We start from the raw sequence: 579 nt of genomic DNA on the forward strand, positions 1-579 counted from the left end.
CCTTCACGGATTGCGAAACGCAGACCGTCGTCCATCGCGATTGGGTGGATCAGCGTCACAACCATCTTGATGTTGTCGCCTGGCATTACCATCTCTACGCCTTCTGGCAGTTCGATGGTACCGGTCACGTCAGTTGTACGGAAGTAGAACTGTGGACGGTAGCCTTTGAAGAACGGAGTATGACGGCCGCCTTCGTCTTTGGACAGGATGTACACTTCAGATTCGAACTTGGTGTGTGGCTTGATTGAGCCTGGCTTCGCCAGAACCTGACCACGTTCGATTTCTTCACGTTTGATACCACGCAGCAGAACACCAACGTTCTCACCAGCACGGCCTTCGTCCAGCAGTTTGCGGAACATTTCAACGCCAGTACAGGTAGACTTCGCAGTCTCTTTGATACCAACGATTTCAACTTCTTCACCCACTTTGATGATACCGCGCTCTACACGACCGGTAACAACGGTACCACGACCGGAGATGGAGAATACGTCTTCGATTGGCAGCAGGAATGGCTTGTCAATCGCACGCTCTGGTTCTGGGATGTAAGAATCCAGGTAGCCAGCCAGTTCGATGATTTTC

General features: G+C 51.8%; 1 protein-coding gene. It reads right to left on the minus strand.

Annotation, left to right across the window (positions count from 1 at the left end):
- Positions 1-579, minus strand: a 579-nt coding sequence (locus ACOTZF_RS25235) for an EF-Tu/IF-2/RF-3 family GTPase (protein WP_252000637.1), incomplete at both ends; no start/stop codon positions are given.

It is taken from the genome of Enterobacter cloacae complex sp. SHL021 (genome assembly GCF_049237765.1).
GTDB lineage: Bacteria > Pseudomonadota > Gammaproteobacteria > Enterobacterales > Enterobacteriaceae > Enterobacter > Enterobacter cloacae.